Here is a 16,091-nt window from a genome sequence, read left to right as displayed (position 1 = left end):
TGCCTACTCGCCGCGGAACTCCGGCGGTCGCCGTTCCAGGAACGCCTGCACGGCCTCGCCGAGGTCCTTGCTGGGCAGGAACGCCGCGTTCCACGCGGCGACGTAGCGCAGGCCGTCGGCCACGGTGCGCTCGCGGTCGTGGTTGAGCACGTCCTTGGTGCCCTGCACGACCAGCGGCGGGTTCGCCGCGATGTCGGCGGCCAGCTCCCTGGCCGCGGCCAGCGCGGCGGCCTGGTCCGGGTGGACGTCGTTGACCAGGCCGATCCGCTGGGCGCGTTCGGCGTCGATGTCCTTGCCGGTATAGGCGAGCTCGCGCAGGTGGCCCTCGCCGATGATCCCGGCGAGCCGCTGCAGGCTGCCCAGGTCGGCCACGATCGCGACCTTCACCTCGCGCACGCTGAACTTGGCCTCGGCGCTGGCGACCCGGATGTCGGCGGCTGCGATCAGGTCCACTCCCCCGCCGACGCACCACCCGCTGACCGCCGCGACCACCGGCTTGCGGCACGCCGCGACCGCCCCGACCGCACCCTGCAGCGTCCGCACCACGTCGAGGAACCGGCTGCGCGGCGCGGCCAGCGAGTCGGGGCCGAGCAGCTCGCCCCAGGACGGCATCATCGCGGGCAGGTCGAGGCCGTAGGAGAAGTTCGCGCCGCTGCCGGTGAGCACGACCGCGCGGATCTCGGGGTCGGCGTCGAGCTCGCGGAACACGATCGGCAGCTCGCGCCAGAAGTCCGGGCCCATGGCGTTGCCCTTGCCCGGGCCGAGCAGGGTCACCTCCGCCACGCGGTCGGCCACGTCGACGCTCAGGGACACCAGGTTCGCGGTCATGCCCCCAGTATTACCCATCGGTAACTTCACTGTCAGCCCCCGGTGGGTTCTACGCCTGGCGCCACTGGTGCGCCACCAGTTCGCCCGATCGTGTGGCCGCGCGCGGGCCTGGCCGCACCGGCCGCCGGGGTAGGTTCCACGTCGAGCCAGGTAGCGAGGGAGTCCGGATGGCGAACCAGAGCGTGATGTCCACGCCGATCTTCGACGAGTTGCTGCGCGAGATGACCGAGGGCGCCGCGGCCGAGGAGTCGAAGACCGAGGACGAGGACCCGGCCAAGGCCAAGGCGCCCACCCCGGGCGGCGGACGGCGCAGGCACCGCTCGGAGTGACCCGCCCGCGCCGGGCCCGGCGCGACCCGATCCATCCGTTCGGCCACCCCCGCGTGCTCGCGGGCGCGGTGCCGGGAGTCGATCTCCAGCGACGCGGGTCCCGGCCGGACGGCGGTCGGATCCGACCGCACCATAGTCATTTGACACGGTCGGTCCCCATTCAGACACTCGCGGTATGAACATGGGGGATACACGCTCGACCTTGCACGGGATGCGCGCGCTCGCGCACCCACTCCGAATGCGCATCCTGTCCCTGGTGACCGGTCGCGCCATGAGTGCCGCCGAGGCTGCCAGGGAACTCGGTGACAGCCAACCCAATATCTCCTACCACCTGCGCAAGCTCGCCGACGCGGGGCTGGTGGAGATCGTCGAGGAGGTAGCGATCCGCGGTGGGATCGCCAAGCGGTACCGGCACGACCCGCCCGCGGTGGCCGCCCCGCGCGGGCCGGACGAGGACACCATGCTGGCCAAGGCGCTGGCCGCGGGCCTGGGCACGCGGACCGCGCAGCGCAAGCGGGGCACCAGCGAGACGATCACCGACGCCGAGCTGTGGGTCGACCCGGCGGTCTGGCAGGACCTGGTCGAGCACGTGCGCGACCTGAGCCTGAAGCTGCACGACGCGGCCCAGCCGCCGCGCACGCCCGGGACGGTCCGGGTCAGCACGACGATCTCGATGTTCGAGATGGACTGCCGGTGAGCTCGGCCGGGATGTCCGCCCCGTTGCGGGAGCCGATGTTCCGCAGGCTGGCCATCGGGCGGGTGACCACCTACATCGGCAACGCCGTCGCGCCCGTCGCGCTCGCGTTCGCCGTCCTCGACCTCACCGGGTCGGTGGTGGCGCTCGGCCTGGTGGTCGGCGCGCGGTCCATCGCCAACGTGCTCCTGCTGCTCATGGGCGGCGTCCTGGCCGACCGGCTCCCCCGCGGCGTGATCCTGCAGGGCGCCAGCCTCGCCGCCGCCGCCTCCCAGGCGGTGACGGCGCTGTCGGTGCTCCTCGGGTTCGCCTCGGTGCCGTTGCTCGTGGTGCTCAGCGTGGTCAACGGCGCGGTCTCGGCCGCGTCGTTGCCCGCCGCCTCGGCGCTCACCCCGCAGACCGTGCCGCCGGGCCTGATCCGGCAGGCCAACGCGGTGGTCCGGATCGGCATCAACACTGCTCTGATCACCGGGGCGTCGCTGGGCGGCATGGTCGCCGCGCTGGCCGGGCCGGGCTGGGCAATGGCGGGCACCGCGGTGGTGTTCACCGTCGCGGCGTTCTTCTACTCCCGGGTCCGGGCGCCGGAGATCGCCGCGGCCGAGCCGACCCGCCCGCTGGCCGACCTGCGGGCGGGCTGGGCGGAGTTCACCTCGCGCACCTGGGTCTGGTCGATCGTGGTGGCGTTCATGCTGGTCAACGCCGCTGTGGTGGGCGGCCTGCAGGTGCTCGGCCCGGCCATCGCCGACACCACGATCGGCAGGCTGGCGTGGGGGTTCGTGCTTGGCGCGCAAACCCTCGGCGCGCTGGTCGGCGGGGTCCTGGCCAGCCGGTGGCAACCGCGGCGGGCGCTGCTGTTCGGCACCGCGTTGGTGGCGGTGGAGGCGGTGCCGCTGCTGGCCTTGGCGCACGCGCCGCAGCTGGTCCCGTTGCTGGTGGCCAACTTCCTGGGCGGTCTCGCGGTGGAGCAGTTCACCATCGCCTGGGACGTCTCGCTGCAGGAGAACGTGCCGCCGGACCGGCTGGCCCGGGTGTACTCCTACGACGCGGTGGGCTCGTTCGTGGCGATCCCGCTCGGCGAGATCGCGGTCGGCCCGCTGGCGGGCTACTTCGGCACGGCGGCGACGCTGTCGATGCTGGCCGGACTCGTGGTGCTCGCGGTGGCGGGCGCCGCGCTGGCGCCCAGCGTCCGCTCGCTGGTCCGCGGGGACACCCCCCTGGCGCCTGCCTGATCCCGGCTGCCCTGGTCCTCGGCACCCCGATCCGCACTGCCCTGATCCACACAGTCCTGATCCGCACTGGCCCGATCCACACTGGCCCGATCCCGGCTGGCCCGCTACCAGCGGACTTGCTCGCGGGTGGTGCGGCCACCGCCGGGGCAGCCGCACCCCCCGGGACCGCCGCTACGCCCGGACGAACTTCCAGCGCTGGTTGTCCGTGCCCGCGCAGGTGTACTGGATCACCCGGGAACCGTCGGCCGACGACCCGCCCTGCACGTCGGCGCACTTGCCGCTGTGCGCGGCCTGCAGTTCGAAGCTGCCCGCACCGGCGTACACCAGGTACCAGACCTCGTTCCCACCGCTGGTGTGGCATGACCACTGGATCAGCGGCGCGCCGTCGTCCAGGGAGGCGCCCTCGACGTCCAGGCACCGGCCGCTGTGCACCTCCTGGATCATGAACTTGTCGGCGTCCTCCTGCACCCGCCACTGTTGGTTGGAACCGCCGTGGCAGGTCCACTCGATCACCGGGACCGAGTCGCCGAGCCCGTCGGCCTGGACGTCCAGGCACTTCCCGCTGTGCTGCGCCCGGATCGTGTAGACCGCACCGTCCTCGGGCAGGTCCAGCGCGCTCGCGCCCGCGGGCAGCGCCGCCGCCGTCAGGATCCCCACGCCCACCATCGAACTGAACAACGCCGTGCGCAACCTCATCAGGAACTCCCCGTCATCTCGATTGTCCGAATGGGACAGATCCACCCGGATCCGCCCGGACCACAGCCTGGCCGACCCGGCGCGCGGTGCCGATCCCTCGGACGGCTGGCGCCCGCCCCCGAACAGGGGAATCGGTGAGCACGCCGTCGGGCCGGAGTCCGATGTGGCGGATCGCCGCACCGGGCCTGGCGCGGGTTGGCATGATGTGCTGGTGGAAGGAACCGGGCCGTACCAGCACGTGTCCCAGGCGCCCACGCTGCCCGGGGGCGCGCACCCGGCGGCGGAGGCCGAGGAGTTCGACGTGGCCGCGCTGTACGCGGGCCCGCTGGGCACCGACGGCGCGGGCGCGCGGGCGCTGCCGCTGGACGAGAAGCTGCGCCAGGCGTACTTCTGGATCGTCAACCACGCGATCATCAGCCCGCACTACGACGTGGAGTTCGCCGAGGGGCCCAGCCCCTCGGTCACCCTGGGCGACAGCAAGGCCCGGCTGACGCTGCCGAGCGGGCAGAGCTACTCCAGCTTCGTGCTCATCCCGCTGCTGACCTTCGCGGTGCGCAGGCGGTGCCTGCTCGTCGGCGGCCCGGGCCGGGGCAAGACGGCGAGCGCGATCCTGATGGGGGTGCTGGCGGGCTACCCGCTGCGCGAGGTGCGCCGCGCGATGCAGCACGGCCACCCGCAGCTGACCATCGCCGACCTGCTGGGCACCCCGCTGCCCGCCGACCTGATCAAGGCCGAGCGGATCGGCGACATCGACATCGCCTGGCGCAGCTGGCTGTCCATGCGGGTCAAGATCGTCGACGAGTACAACCGGATCCCCACCCGCACCCAGTCCGCGCTGCTGACCCTGATGTCCGACGGCTACGCCGAGGTGTTCGACCAGATCTACGAGGCCACCGACTCGGCCTGGTACCTCACCGCCAACGACGACGGCGGGGGCGGCACCTACCAGGTGATCGAGGCGCTGCGCGACCGGATCGACGTGGTGGTGCACGCGCTGCAGTTCAACAGCCGCTTCCTCGGCGAGCTGGTCACCCGGATCGAGCAGCGGCTGCGGCCCGAGGAGCTGGTGCCGCCGGAGATCGTGTTCAGCGCGGCCGAGCACGAGCGGGTGTCCGCGGAGATCCTGCGGGTGCCGCTGCCGGTCGGGGTCCGGCGGCGGCTGGAGTTCTTCGCCGCGCAGTTCGAGCTGCTGGAGAGCGCGGGCGAGCAGTTCGAGTACCGCACCAAGGACACCGCCAAGCTCGCCGGGGTCGACCCGCACCTGCTCGCGGCCACCGAGACCGGCCGGGACCGGATCGCCGACCTCGGCGCGCAGTCGCTCAACGGGCTCTCGGTGCGCGCGCTGCAGTCGGTGATCTCCTACGCTAAGGCGCTGGCCTACTTCCGCGACCGCGAGGAGGTCGGGCTCGACGACCTGCGCGCGGTGCTGCCGTTCGTGCTGCACGACAAGCTGGTGCCCGACGACGACTCGCCCGCGTTCGACGAGCCGGGCCACCGTCCCTACCGGACCGACCGGGTGAGCTGGATCCGGCAGCTGTTCGACCGCGCGTGCGCCGAGTACGACCGGCTCGACCTCGACGTCGACGACCCGGTCGGCGCGCTGCTGGCCGAGTTCGACCACGGGCTCGACGGCCTGGGCGAGGCCGAGGTCACCGCGCGGCTGGCCCGGATCGAGGGCCTGCTGGCCGAGTGGGCGCGCGACCGCAAGCTCTACGGGCACGTCTACGACGACGCGCTGGCGCTGAAGTACCTGCACCAGCGGTACGTGAACTACCGGGCCTGGCTGCGGTGGCGACCCTGACCCCGTTCCAGCGGGCGCTCGCCGCCGGGCGCGACCGGTACAACGCCCGCTACCGCCAGGCCCGCCGCCGCGACCCGGCCGCCTTCCTGGCGCACCTGCGCGACCGGGTGGGCCCGGTGGTCGACGCCGCCGGGGTCGAGGCCGACCCGGTGCCGCTGACCGACGTCCTGGTCGAGCTGTCCCTGCAGGTCGGCGAGCTCGACCGCGCCGAGGCGGGTTTCGCCCTGCTGCGGGAGCTCGCGCCGTTCGCGGGGGTCGCGCCGCGCCGGGTCCCGGCCGCGGTGTTGAACGCCCTGCGCCACCTCGCGGACTCCCCCACCGGCGACCCGGTGGCCTGGTCGGCCACGGTGGTGGAGCTGGCCGCGCGGATACCGGCGCGCGACCCGGACACCCTGCTGGCGGCGGGCGGTGTCGCCGCTTGGCGGCACGGGCTGGCCCGGCTGCGGCCGTCCGCCTTGGCCCGGGCCGCGGCGCTGCGCCCGGACCTGTTGGGTATCGCCCTGGGCACGACGTCCACTGTGGACTTGTCGGCACTGGCGGCCGATCCGTGGGCGAGCCCGGCGGCCGCGGGTCGACCCCGGCTCCAGGTGGTCCGCCGGGTGGGCGCCTTCACCGGGTTCGGCGGCGCCTTCCGGCGCCCACCGCTGATCCACGCCGCCGAGGGGCGGTGGTACGCCACCGTCGACGAGCAGACCTGGGAGATCACCACCGACCGCTTCGGCCACGCCCTGCGCCGCGTCGCCGAGGCACCGACCGGCCCCGCCACCGGCGACCTGACCCTGCGCCCGGGTGGCCGGGTCGTCGACGGCCGCGACGCCTTGGACGTCCCGGAACTGGCCACCGCGACGAGCGTGGCCGCGGTCGGTGCGACGCTCGCCGCCACGACCACCTTCTCGCACAGCATCGTGTTCGTGGCCAGGACAACGGGATGACCGCCGACTTGGCCGCCCGGTGGCGGCAGCGCTGGCCCGAGGCGCTGCGGGCGTGGGGCCGCTTCACGAACGTGCACGAGCCGCTGATGTGCACCACCGAGGAGGCCAGGAAGGCGGGCCTGATCGGCAGCTTCGCCATGTTCCGGCTCACCGACCGCACGGTCGTGCTCGACCTGGAGGCCGCGGCGGACCTGGGGCTGGGCGAGCTGGCGGTGGAGGTGATGGCCCACGAGATCGGCCACCACGTGCTGTGCCCGGCCGACCTGTCGGACAACGCGCGGCTGCTCGCCCGCACCCGCCGCGCGCTGCCGAACCTGGAGCAGCACGCCCGGCTGGTGGGCAACCTCTACGCCGACCTGCTGATCAACGACCGGCTGCAGCGCAGCCGCGGCCTGGACATGGCCGGTGTCTACCGGCGACTCGCGACCGGGCCGTCGAATCCACTGTGGACGTTCTACCTACGGCTCTACGAGATCCTCTGGGCGCTGCCCAGCGGCACGCTGACCCCGCCGGTCGACCAGGACACCGACGGCGACGCCCAGCTCGGCGCCCGGCTGGTCCGGGTCTACGCCGCCGACTGGCTCGCGGGCGCGGGCGGCTTCGCGGCGCTGTGCTACCGCTACCTGGCCGAGGTGGACGACGGCGAGGCCACCCGGCTGCTACGCCGCACCTGCCACAGCGCGGTCGCCCCGGACAGCCAGGTGCCCGGCCTGTCCGCCGCCGACGACGGGGACATCCGGCACCCGGCGCTGGACCCGAGGGTCAACGACTTCGCCGACGCGATCGCCCCGCCCGAGGAGGGCGAGCCGGTGGTGTCGGAAGGGCAGTACCGGGAACCGTTCGAGTACGGGCAGATCCTGCGCGCGCTGGGCGTGGAGGTGTCCGAAGAGGACATCGCCGCCCGGTACTACCGCGAACGCGCGACCCCGCACCTGGTCAGGTTCCCGGTTCGGCGGCGGCCGGTGGTGGCGGAGCCGCTGCCCGAGGGGCTCGGGCTCTGGGACGTCGGCGAGCCGCTGGAGCGGGTCGACTGGCTGGCGACGGCGCTGCGGTCGCCGGTCGTGCTGCCCGGGGTCACCACGGTGCAACGCCTCGAGGGCACCATGGACGGCGCGGAGAGCGCGCCGGAGCCGGTCGACCTCGACCTGTACGTCGACTCGTCCGGTTCGATGCCCGACCCCCGGGTGCAGGTGTCGTACCTGACGCTCGCGGGCGCGGTGCTGGCGCTCTCGGCGCTGCGGGTCGGCGCCCGGGTGCAGGCGACGCTGTGGAGCGGCACCACCCAGGTGCTGCGCACCGACGGTTTCGTCCGCGACGAGCAGGCCGTCCTGCGCGTGCTGACCGGTTTCTTCGGCGGCGGCACGGCTTTTCCGCTGCACGTGCTGCGCGACACCTACGCCGAGCGCACCCGCCCGACGCACATCGTCGTGATCTCCGACAACGGCGTGGACACCATGATCGAAGCCGTCGACGAGGAAGGCAGGCCGGGCGCCGACATCGCCGCGCGCGCCCTGGCCGCCGCGGGCGCGGGCGGCACCCTGCTGCTCAACCTGTGGTCGGACGCCGAGCAGTCCCGGATCGCCGGGCTCACCCCGGGGTGGGACCTGCACCGGGTCACCGACTGGCCGCAGCTGGTCGACTTCGCCGCCGCGTTCAGCAAGCGTGCCTACGACAGGAGTGGCCGATGACCTCGGTACCCGCCCTCACCCGTCGGTTGGCGGACACCCCGCCCGACTTCTTGGCCGACGACGTCTCGGTCGCCGCCGTCGTGTCCGACACCCTGGTCGCGCTGGGCGGCCCGCCCTTGGCCCACTGGCCCGAACGCGACGCCAACCTCTCGAGGCTGATCCTGGTCACCTGCTGGCTCGCCCACGGCCAAGACCCGGCACCGGACCGCGCCGAGGCGCTGCACGCCCTGTGCACGGAGCTGGGCACCCTGGCCGACCTGGTGGACGCCGCCAGGTTCACCACCGACCCCGACCGCCGGGAGGAACTGGCCCGCCTGCTCCTGCGGGCTTGGCGGACCACGCCGGCGGGCGAGACCCCGGCCCAGGCCGAGGACAGACTGTCGACTGTGGACAGTGTGCGCAGGCACCGCGTCCTCGCCGAGTCGCGCGCCGCCGAACAGCGCGCCGAGGCGGTGCGGCAGGCCATGGCCGACCGGCGGGCCGAAGAGGCCGCCGCCCGCTACAGCCAGGTCTGACCATGACCGACCACAGCACTCCAGAGCAGCCCGGCGGCGGAAGCCCCACGCCGCACGCGACTACCGCCACCGGCGCGGCACCCGACCGCACCGCTGCCCCCGACCAGCCCGCCGCACCCGACTATCCCGCTACACCCGACTATCTCGATATGCCCGACTACCCGGTGGCCGCCTACGTCCCGATGGCCGCCACCGCGCTGACCGACCAGGAGCGCTGGCCCGCACAGACCCCGGAAGCGGAGGCGAACCTCGCCCGCCTCAGGACCCACCCGAAGGCCCCGCTGTACAACCACACCTGCGGCGACCGCCTCACCGCGCAAGCGGTGAACCGGCTGCGCGACTACGCGAAGTCCACAGTGGACGCCAATCCGATCGGCGCCACCCCGGCCACCCCGGCCACCCCGGCCACCCCGGCCACCCCGGCCACCCCGGCCACCCCGGCCACCCCGGCCACCCCGGCCACCGACTGGATCATGCCCCTGGTCGAGCGGGTCTACGCCACCGTCCCCCGGTATCGGCGGCTGCCCGTGCCCAGCTCGCTCAGCGAGGTCCCCGTCCTCACCCGGCACGACCTGCTGGTCCGCGCCGAGCAGCAGGTCCCCGACGACGCAGACCTGTCCGACCTGATCGTCTACCGCACCTCCGGGTCGCGCGGGCGGGCGGCGACCGTGCCGATGAGCCCGGAGTTCTGCGCGCTCGACCTCCCGCTCATCGAGCACGTGCTCGGGCAGCTCGGCGTCACCGTGGCAGGCGGGCCGTCGCGGGTCTCGCTGGTCAACGTCTACCAGCAGCCGGTCGCCTACCAGTTCGCCTCGGTGTCGTCCTACTGGGACGGTGCCGGGGTGCTCAAGGTCAACCTGCACCCCTCGGGCTGGCGCTCCCCCGGCGACACCGTCGGGTTCCTCGACGACTGCGCGCCCGAGCTGTACACCGGCAACCCGATCTCGCTCGCCGCGCTGGCCGAGTTGGACCTCACCACCCGTCCCAAGGCCGTGCTGTCCGGCGCCATGGCCCTCGACCCGACGACCCGCGAGCGCTTGGCCGCGCGATTCGGCTGTCCGGTGATCGACCTCTACGGCATCACCGAGGCGGGCCTGCTCGCCTGGCGCACCGACGGTCCACACCGGCTGCTCCCACGACGGGTGCACGTCGAGATACTCGATCCAGCAGGACAACCGGTCGCCCCTGGTGACGTCGGCGAGATCACCGTGACCTGCGGGGAGAACCCCCTGCTGCCACTGCTGCGCTACCGCACCGGCGACTTCGCCGCCTTGGAGGGTCGGACGCTGACCCACTTCCAGGGCCGCGAGCCGGTCGTGTTCACCGTTGCTGACGGCAGGGCGGTCAACTCCATCGAGCTGACCCACGTCCTGTCCCCGCTGGGCATCGTCGCCTACCGGCTGCACCAGGGCGCCGACAACGCGGTGTCGATCGAGATCCACCACGTCGGCGCCCCCACACCCGGCGCGGTCACCTCGGCGGTGCGGTCATTGCTGGGCGCGGTGCCGCTGATCGTCACGCCCACTGACCTGAGCCAGGAAGCCAAACCCCAGCGCTACTCCCGCGACTGACTCCCACGGGTCTGTGGCGAGCGGTCCCAGAATCACTTCTTCGCAGGCAACGTCGGGACCAGCGGCAGGGCGGTCGAGCGTCAGCAGGCGCCGCGCTCGATGACCTCGGCGGCGGCGTCGCAGGCGGACACGCAGTCGGCGGCCTCGCGGGTGGCCAGCTTGCGGAGCAGCTCGCGCAACACGTGGCGTTCGTCCTCGGCGAGCGGCGCGAGGATGTGCTCCTCGGCGCTGCGCAGCGCCGCACCGGTCTCGACCAGCCGCTCCCGGCCCGCGTCGGTGGCCACGAGCAGCCGCGCCCGCCGGTCGGCCGGATCCGGGTGGCGCTCGACCAGCCCGGCCCGCTCCAGGTCGTCGATCAGGTAGGTCATGACGGTCTTGTCCACCCCGAGCCGCTGGGCCAGCACGAGCTGGCTGCACCGGTCGTTGCCGATGGCCGAGGTCAGCACCTGGTAGCCGCGCGGACCACCGGGGATGTCGGCCAGCACGGAGTCGGCCGCGCGCAGGTAGTCGCGGAAGACCGCACCCAGCGCCCAGCCCAGATCCGACTCCACGCTGGGTGTGCGCACCGTCGCATCGTACGTCATGGCATGGACAACCAGCACGGTCTGCAGGCAAGATAGTCTGTGTTACAGAACATCTGACCAACCGAACATCCGGGAGAGACCGATGAGCTTGTTCCGCGTCGACAGCAGCATCCGCCAGGAGGGCTCCGTCAGCCGCGCCGTCGCCGACACGGTGACCGCGAACTGGCAGGCGGCCCACCCCACCGGCGAGATCGCCCGACGGGACCTGGCGACCACCCCGGTCCCCACCGACGCCTGGACCGACAGCATCGCGGGCAACTACGCCGGCGACGCCCGCACCCCCGCCCAGCAACAGGCCAAGGACCTGGCCACCGAACTGGCCGACGAACTGGTGGCCGCCGAGTCGATCGTGATCGGCACCTCGCTCTACAACTTCGGCGTCTCACAGCACCTCAAGTCCTGGATCGACCTGCTGCTGACCGACCCCCGCTTCGCCCCCGGCCAGCGCCCGCTGACCGGCAAGACCGTCGCCCTCGTCATCGCCCGTGGCGGCGGTTACGGCCCCGGCACCCCCCGCGATGGTTGGGACCACGCGACCCCGTGGCTGGTCCGCATCTTCCAGGACGTCCTGGGTGCCGAGCTGACGACCGTCGCGGCTGAACTGACGCTGGCGGAGGTCACCCCGGCCATGGCGGAACTGGTCCCCCTGGCCAAGCAGTCCCAGGCCGCCGCACACGAACTCGCGGCCACCACCGGCAAGGCCTTCGCTACCCGCCAGACCGCATCGGTCTAACCACAACACCAGCCCACCCACACCACCAACCGACCCGCACCACCCCGGCCCACCACCCAGCCCGCTCTCCCAGATCCGACCCACTCACCCAGATCACCTCCCCCGCCCCACTCTCGCCCCACGCCCTTCTCTTTCTCTATCTCTAAATGCCGAGCCCGCTGGTACGCAACACCCGTTACGTTTGTGCTCGATTGGGTGGACTGCCTTCGTGTGGGGGGAGAGTGCCGCTAAACTTGCCGTGGGTGGGGATGCCCTTCACCCCACGCTTTTTCCCCACCGCGGTGCTCTAGGGGCCCCACGCGAAGGTAGTCCAGCCAATCGAGCCCCGCTCTTACTCGGGCAGCTCGTGGGGTGTGCCGCACACCGACCTACGGTCGACCGTCTTCGGCGGCTCATCGCTTGGGCTGCCCGAGGAAAAGATAGGGGCTCGATCTAGTGAACTCGCTTCGCGCGGGGCCCCTAGAGCACCGCGGTGGAGAGAAAAGGGCAGGTAAGGGCATCCCCACCCACGGCAAGTTTAGCGGCACTCTCCCCCCACACGAAGCGAGTCCACTAGATCGAGCATCCGTAACGGGACTTGCGTACCAGCGGGGTCGGCCTCACCGCTGCGGTTAGCTGGGGGGCGGGATTCGCTTGGGTGCCAGCGGGGTCGGCCTATCCGCTGCGGGCGGGTGGATGGCGAGGGCGCCTTTCCGCTGCGGCGGGTGGTGGGTGCCAGGGCAGCCTTCCGCTGCGGCTGAGCGGGTGGGGCGGCCTTCAGGTCGCAAGTGGTGGGTCGCAGGTGGTGATTGTGATGCGCGGATCCATGGCGGGGCGGCTGCACCAGCGCGCTTGGGGTCCTGCTGCGGTCTGCTGGCAGGTGGCAGCAATCTCTAGAGGCAGTCGGCTCTCATTGGGACATCCGAGTGCGCTATTGATGCAAGCCTGCAACTGAGACAGGTCGGTCGCCCCTCCTTCTTCGGGCGACCGACCTGTCTTCGTGCCGTTACTTGATGCCTGCGGCGTCCATTCCTCGGAGTTCGCGTTTGAGGTCGTGGATCTCGTCGCGGAGGCGGGCGGCGAGTTCGAACTGGAGGTCGCGTGCGGCGTTCATCATCTGGTCGGTGAGTTGCTGGACCAGGTCTGCCAGGGCGGCGCGGGGCATGGTCTTGACGTCGCGTTCGCCGACGATGCCCGCGCTGCGGGCCTTGCCTGCTTCGCCGGTGGCGCGTTTGCCCCGGGACGTGTTGCGGCCGGAGCCGCCCACGGGGACCGTGTCGTCGTCCTCTGCCTCGGTGAGGACGCGGTCGAGGATGTCGGCGATCTTCTTGCGGAGCGGCTGGGGGTCGAGGCCGCGCTCGGTGTTGTAGGCGACCTGTTTGACGCGCCTGCGGTCGGTCTCGTCGATCGCGTGGCGCATCGAGTCGGTGATCTTGTCGGCGTACATGTGGACCTGGCCGGAGACGTTTCGGGCGGCTCGGCCGATGGTCTGGATCAGGGACGTTCCACTGCGGAGGAAGCCCTCCTTGTCTGCGTCGAGGATGGCGACCAGGGAGACCTCGGGCAAGTCCAGGCCCTCGCGCAGCAGGTTGATGCCGATGAGGACGTCGTAGTCGCCCTGGCGGAGTTGCCGCAGGAGTTCGACGCGGCGGAGGGTGTCCACTTCGGAGTGCAGGTAGCGGACGCGGATACCCAGTTCCAACAGGTAGTCGGTCAGGTCCTCGGACATCTTCTTGGTCAGCGTGGTGACCAGGACGCGCTCGTCGCGTTCCGCGCGGACGCGGATCTCGTGGACCAGGTCGTCGATCTGGCCCTCGGTCGGCTTGATCACGACCTCCGGGTCGACCAGGCCGGTGGGGCGGATGACCTGCTCGACGAACTCGCCGCCCGCCTGGCCCATCTCGTACGGGCCCGGGGTGGCCGACAGGTACACCGTCTGGCCGATCCGCTGGGTGAACTCCTCCCAGGTCAGCGGGCGGTTGTCGACCGCGCTGGGCAGCCGGAAGCCGTGTTCGACCAGGTTGCGCTTGCGGGACATGTCGCCCTCGTACATGCCGCCGATCTGCGGCACCGTCACGTGCGACTCGTCGATCACCAGCAGGAAGTCGTCCGGGAAGTAGTCGATCAGCGTGGCCGGTGCCGTGCCCGCGCCGCGGCCGTCGATGTGGCGGGAGTAGTTCTCGATACCCGAGCAGAAGCCGACCTGGCGCATCATCTCGACGTCGTAGCTGGTGCGCATGCGCAGCCGCTGGGCCTCGAGGAGCTTGCCCTGGCGCTCCAGCGTCGCCAGCCGCTCCTCCAGCTCCTCCTCGATGCCCTTGATCGCCCGCTCCATCCGCTCCGGACCCGCGACGTAGTGCGTGGCCGGGAAGATCCGCAGCTCCGCGCACTCGCGGACGATGTCACCGGTGAGCGGGTGCAGGTAGTACAGCTTGTCGATCTCGTCGCCGAAGAACTCGACCCGGATGGCCAGCTCCTCGTACGCCGGGATGATCTCCACGGTGTCGCCGCGCACCCGGAAGGTGCCGCGGGCGAAGGCGATGTCGTTGCGCGCGTACTGCACGTCGACCAGCGCGCGCAGGAACATGTCCCGGTCCAGCTGGTCGCCGACCTTGAGCCCGACCGAGCGGTCCAGGTAGGACTGCGGGGTGCCCAGGCCGTAGATGCAGGACACCGACGCCACCACGATCACGTCGCGGCGGGAGAGCAGGCTCATCGTCGCCGAGTGCCGCAGCCGCTCGACGTCGTCGTTGATCGACGAGTCCTTCTCGATGTAGGTGTCGGTCTGCGGGATGTAGGCCTCGGGCTGGTAGTAGTCGTAGTAGCTGACGAAGTACTCCACCGCGTTGTCCGGGAAGAACTCGCGCAGCTCGTTGGCCAGCTGCGCCGCGAGCGTCTTGTTCGGCGCCATCACCAACGTGGGCCGCTGCACCCGCTCGATCAGCCAGGCCGTGGTGGCCGACTTGCCGGTGCCCGTGGCGCCGAGCAGCACCACGTCCTCCTCGCCGCCCCGGATGCGCCGCTCCAGCTCGTCGATCGCGACCGGCTGGTCGCCCGCGGGCTGGTAGTCGGCGACCATGCGGAACTTGCCCGTCGCGCGCGGGATGGCGCTGACGGGTCGGTGCTCGGAGTGCGCCAGGACTGGGTGCTCGGTCGGGAAAGCCACGAGTCGAGGCTACGCCCGCCCACCGACAATCCCCGGTGGGCGGGGGCCGACCTCAGCAGCTGCAGTCGCAGCAATCGCAGCAGTCGCAGCTCGAGCAGCAGTCGCACCCGTCGCAGCAGTCGCAGTTCTGGCACCAGCCCTGCTTGGGCTCGCCGGTCCACGGGTCGTGGTACGGGTCGGCGCAGCAGTACTGGCAGGAGCAGCACAGCGCCAGCGCCACACCGCAGCCCGCGAGGGTGCCGCGGCGCTTGCCCCACTGCGGCCCGTCCGGCCCCTTCGGCCCGTGTGGACCGTGCGGTTCGTGAGGTCCGTGCGGGCCGGGGTTGACCGGCGGCTGCCACCCGGGCGGCGGCGGGCCGGGCTGCTGGCGGTGCGCGTCGAGGTGGCCGAAGGTGCGGGTGACCGCGGTCGAGAGCTCGTGCACCAGCAGCGCGTGCACCAGCTTCTGGTCGTCGAACTCGGCCTCGCGCAGGGCGAGCTTGACGCCCAGCACCGCGTCGTCGCACAGCCTGCGCGCCTCGGCGAGCGTCGTACCGGTGGCCGCCAGCGGGTTCCAGGCACCCGCCTCGGCGTCGTCGTCGATGTCCTCCACCGCGTCGAGCAGGTGCGCGACCCGGCCGAACAGCCTGCCCGCCTCGGTCAGCGGGGCGATGTTGCCCGAGCGCCCCGCGAGGACCGCCGTGTGCGCGAACGCGGCCGCCGTGGCGGTCTCGGTCGGCTCGGTGGCCAGCAGCACCGACGAGCCGGTGAGCAGGCTCGACTCCAACTCCCCCTGCCTGCCGACCGCGTCCAGCAGGACCGCGGTGGAGAAGCCGATCCGCTCCCCCGTGACCGCGCCCTGCTTGGCCCACCTGGTCGCCACCCGGCGCGCGACGCCCGCCACCGGCCTGCGGCGGAACGGGCCGTCGCCGTCGTCGACGTGGTCGCGGACCTTCGCCGAGGCGAGCACCAGCGACACCGCGGCGGCGAGCCGGGCGCCCGCACCCTCGGCGACCGGTGCGGGGCGCATCCCGCGCAGCGGGCACGGGCCCGCGACGCGCCGCCCGCCGACGGTGGGTGACTGCGCCTCGACGAGGGCGGAGATCACCAGTCCGTCGTAGTTGGTGACCGTGCGCGCGAGCTGCCCGTGGTCGTCGCGCAGGGCCAGGCACAGCCCGCACAGGTGCGCCATCCACGAGGTGCGCAGCACCGGTGACAACCGGTGGCGGCAAGGCCGAATGATTCCGAACACGATCCGCTGACCTCCGCGAACTCCCACGACCCGACCGGCGCGGAGCTTAACCGGGTTCACCCGTTCAGCGGTGAGAAACCCGCCGAAAAGACTGGGCCTGGACGGGGGCGGCTAG

The 16,091-nt window shown here is 72.2% G+C and carries 14 protein-coding genes; 9 read left to right on the top strand and 5 right to left on the bottom strand.

Annotation, left to right across the window (positions count from 1 at the left end; all coding sequences use genetic code 11):
* Positions 1 to 3: 3 nt before the first annotated feature.
* Entirely contained in the window at positions 4 to 828 is an 825-nt protein-coding gene (locus QSK30_RS01915; protein WP_285498992.1) for a crotonase/enoyl-CoA hydratase family protein, read from the bottom strand.
* Between the two features lie 167 nt (positions 829 to 995).
* Between QSK30_RS01915 and QSK30_RS01910 the strand changes: the two genes are divergently transcribed.
* From QSK30_RS01910 to QSK30_RS01900, 3 genes are all read left to right on the top strand, one after another.
* A complete protein-coding gene (locus QSK30_RS01910) occupies positions 996 to 1,157 on the top strand; it encodes a hypothetical protein (protein ID WP_285498990.1) in 162 nt (53 codons plus the stop codon).
* A 175-nt stretch (positions 1,158 to 1,332) separates the two neighbouring features.
* A complete protein-coding gene (locus QSK30_RS01905) occupies positions 1,333 to 1,854 on the top strand; it encodes an ArsR/SmtB family transcription factor (protein WP_352231539.1) in 522 nt (173 codons plus the stop codon).
* An 11-nt stretch (positions 1,855 to 1,865) separates the two neighbouring features.
* Positions 1,866 to 3,080: an MFS transporter gene (locus tag QSK30_RS01900; RefSeq protein WP_285499352.1), complete on the top strand. Its 1,215-nt coding sequence runs from the start codon at positions 1,866 to 1,868 to the stop codon at positions 3,078 to 3,080.
* Positions 3,081 to 3,251: 171 nt separating this feature from the next.
* On the opposite strand, the gene QSK30_RS01895 is transcribed toward QSK30_RS01900, so the two are convergent.
* The gene (locus QSK30_RS01895; RefSeq protein WP_285498989.1) at positions 3,252 to 3,776 is read right to left on the bottom strand and encodes an RICIN domain-containing protein; all 525 of its coding nucleotides are present in this window, start codon (positions 3,774 to 3,776) and stop codon (positions 3,252 to 3,254) included.
* Positions 3,777 to 3,987: 211 nt separating this feature from the next.
* Here QSK30_RS01895 and QSK30_RS01890 point away from each other — a divergent pair, with 211 nt between their 5' ends.
* The 5 genes from QSK30_RS01890 (at position 3,988) to QSK30_RS01870 (ending at position 10,283) form a co-directional block, all read left to right on the top strand.
* Positions 3,988 to 5,577: a MoxR family ATPase gene (locus QSK30_RS01890; RefSeq protein WP_285498987.1), complete on the top strand. Its 1,590-nt coding sequence runs from the start codon at positions 3,988 to 3,990 to the stop codon at positions 5,575 to 5,577.
* On the top strand, positions 5,565 to 6,509 hold the full coding sequence (locus QSK30_RS01885; protein WP_285498986.1) for a hypothetical protein: 945 nt from the start codon (positions 5,565 to 5,567) through the stop codon (positions 6,507 to 6,509). Before QSK30_RS01890 ends, QSK30_RS01885 begins: the two co-directional genes overlap by 13 nt.
* Complete coding sequence (locus QSK30_RS01880) at positions 6,506 to 8,197, top strand: vWA domain-containing protein (RefSeq protein ID WP_285498980.1); 1,692 nt, start codon at positions 6,506 to 6,508, stop codon at positions 8,195 to 8,197. Before QSK30_RS01885 ends, QSK30_RS01880 begins: the two co-directional genes overlap by 4 nt.
* Complete coding sequence (locus QSK30_RS01875; protein ID WP_285498979.1) at positions 8,194 to 8,712, top strand: hypothetical protein; 519 nt, start codon at positions 8,194 to 8,196, stop codon at positions 8,710 to 8,712. Before QSK30_RS01880 ends, QSK30_RS01875 begins: the two co-directional genes overlap by 4 nt.
* A 149-nt stretch (positions 8,713 to 8,861) precedes the next feature.
* The gene (locus QSK30_RS01870; protein ID WP_285498978.1) at positions 8,862 to 10,283 is read left to right on the top strand and encodes an AMP-binding protein; all 1,422 of its coding nucleotides are present in this window, start codon (positions 8,862 to 8,864) and stop codon (positions 10,281 to 10,283) included.
* Positions 10,284 to 10,363: 80 nt separating this feature from the next.
* Here the strand turns inward: QSK30_RS01870 and QSK30_RS01865 are convergent, their stop codons facing one another.
* The gene (locus QSK30_RS01865; protein ID WP_285498977.1) at positions 10,364 to 10,849 is read right to left on the bottom strand and encodes a MarR family winged helix-turn-helix transcriptional regulator; all 486 of its coding nucleotides are present in this window, start codon (positions 10,847 to 10,849) and stop codon (positions 10,364 to 10,366) included.
* Positions 10,850 to 10,949: 100 nt separating this feature from the next.
* On the opposite strand from QSK30_RS01865, the gene QSK30_RS01860 reads away from it, so the two are divergent.
* Positions 10,950 to 11,600, top strand: coding sequence for an FMN-dependent NADH-azoreductase (locus tag QSK30_RS01860; protein ID WP_285498976.1), 651 nt, complete (start codon positions 10,950 to 10,952; stop codon positions 11,598 to 11,600).
* Between the two features lie 985 nt (positions 11,601 to 12,585).
* Here QSK30_RS01860 and uvrB read toward each other — a convergent pair.
* Positions 12,586 to 14,745, bottom strand: a complete 2,160-nt coding sequence (gene uvrB, locus QSK30_RS01855) for an excinuclease ABC subunit UvrB (protein ID WP_285498975.1) — start codon at positions 14,743 to 14,745, stop codon at positions 12,586 to 12,588.
* A 52-nt stretch (positions 14,746 to 14,797) separates the two neighbouring features.
* Positions 14,798 to 15,976 carry a DUF5685 family protein gene (locus tag QSK30_RS01850; RefSeq protein WP_285498974.1) on the bottom strand — a complete coding sequence of 393 codons (1,179 nt, stop codon included), beginning with the start codon at positions 15,974 to 15,976 and terminating at the stop codon, positions 14,798 to 14,800.
* Between the last annotated feature and the right edge of the window lie 115 nt (positions 15,977 to 16,091).

The sequence above is a fragment of the Actinokineospora sp. NBRC 105648 genome, from assembly GCF_030269645.1.
Classification (GTDB): Bacteria; Actinomycetota; Actinomycetes; order Mycobacteriales; family Pseudonocardiaceae; genus Actinokineospora.
Note: the sequence above shows the minus strand (reverse complement) of the source record. Positions and strands in the feature narration are given on the sequence as shown.